Annotated in this window: 1 protein-coding gene; it reads right to left on the bottom strand. The window is 41.0% G+C overall.

What is annotated here, in order from left to right; translation table 11 throughout:
- Window positions 1-583 (bottom strand): FtsK/SpoIIIE domain-containing protein (locus SB717_RS33420; protein ID WP_410907089.1); only part of this gene is annotated, 583 nt, incomplete at both ends.

Here is a 583-nt window from a genome sequence, read left to right as displayed (position 1 = left end):
AACTGTTGAATCATCTCTACGAGATCCGTTTCTCGCTTGATTATACTCATCTCATCTACAACCACGACAATTCGAGGAAGCTTAAAAGGAAGCCTGCTGATATGGGTAACGCCATGTTCTAACAGTAAATCGCCTCGTCGATACATTTCAGCTCGTAGTAACGCAAAAGGTTTTCTCATATCCTTGGCTTCAAAACAAAGCGCATCCACATGCTCAATCCCATGAAATAAGCCCAAATCAGCTCGTTTGAGATCCACTAAGACTAATCGCAAATCATTAGGTGAGGTATATTTCACCCACGTAGTGAGAATCACACGCATGAGACTGCTCTTTCCGGCTCCAATTTCGCCAGAAATCAATAACGTTTCTAAATCCACAAAATCCCATAAAACGGGGTTTCCATAGATATCTTGACCAATGCAGACTGGAAGCTCCATTTTTTTAATATGATGATGGATGGCTCCATAGCTGTATTCAAGCATCTTAGGCAGGTTTTTGTGATGAACCGTGATACTAAAATTCTTCAGACTGCCGTTTATTTCGATATTGCTGCCTAATACTTGCCGTAATGCCCACTTTTTTT

It is taken from the genome of Priestia sp. SIMBA_032, assembly GCF_046535215.1.
GTDB lineage: Bacteria > Bacillota > Bacilli > Bacillales > Bacillaceae_H > Priestia > Priestia aryabhattai.
Note: the sequence above shows the minus strand (reverse complement) of the source record. Positions and strands in the feature narration are given on the sequence as shown.